This window comes from Sandarakinorhabdus rubra (assembly GCF_010994245.1).
GTDB lineage: Bacteria > Pseudomonadota > Alphaproteobacteria > Sphingomonadales > Sphingomonadaceae > Sandarakinorhabdus > Sandarakinorhabdus rubra.
In genome coordinates this window covers 1-785 of the sequence record NZ_WMHO01000431.1, presented here as the reverse complement: position 1 = coordinate 785, position 785 = coordinate 1, and the positions used below count along the sequence as shown (strand labels likewise).

Here is a 785-nt window from a genome sequence, read left to right as displayed (position 1 = left end):
GACCGCGCGCGGCTGCCGCCAGCGCCGCCTCGCGCGCCGGCAGGCCGGCGCATTCGGCCGCCGCCAGCATCAGCATCAGCGCCGAGGTAGCGGCGGTGCCGCCGGCATAATTGGCATCGGGTGCGCCCGGCTGGCCGAGCATCTGCAACGCCGGCGCGACCTCGGTGGCCTGGGCCTGGGCGAGCGCGCCGAGCAGCACAGGGAGCGGCAGGCTCATAGCGTCTCCAGTGCGCGGGCCAGGGTGAGGCAGTGGAAGCGATAGGGGATGGTGCCGGCGAACATCAGCACCGGATCATGGCTGCGGCCGTCCAGCACCTCGCGCGCCGCGCTGATCCAGATCACCAGCCCCTGCACCTGCGCGAACAGCCGCCACCAGCGCCAGCTTTCCGGGTTCAGCGTCAGGCCCGAGGCCGCCTGCCACGCGGCAATGGCATCAGCCAGCGGCAAAGTGGCACCAGGCCGGCCGGAAAAATTGGACCACAGGGGATCGCAGGCCCAGGCCAGATCCTCGTGGGCGTCGCCGGCGTGGACCATCTCCCAGTCCAGGATGGCGAGCAGGCGCCCGGCCCCATCATGCAGGAAATTGCCGGAGCGGAAGTCGCCATGCACGATGCTGACCCGTTGCGGGGGTGGCGGCAGATGCGTGGCCAGCCACTGAAAAGCAGCCTCGACCAGCGGTTCCGGGCGGAAGGCATCGGCGTCGAACGCGCGGCGCCAGTGCGCCAGCCGTGCCGGCGCGGCATCGGTGGGGGCCATGGCGGTGAGGCAGGCCCGCTCCGGCGGCG

The 785-nt window shown here is 72.4% G+C and carries 2 protein-coding genes; both read right to left on the bottom strand.

Going from position 1 to position 785, the window contains the following annotated elements; all coding sequences use genetic code 11:
* Positions 1-217 (bottom strand): hypothetical protein (locus GJV64_RS15065; RefSeq protein ID WP_164158335.1); only part of this gene is annotated, 217 nt, incomplete at its 3' end.
* The coding region (locus GJV64_RS15060; protein WP_164158333.1) for a phosphotransferase at positions 214-785 on the bottom strand (572 nt) is incomplete at its 5' end. The genes GJV64_RS15065 and GJV64_RS15060, both read right to left, overlap by 4 nt.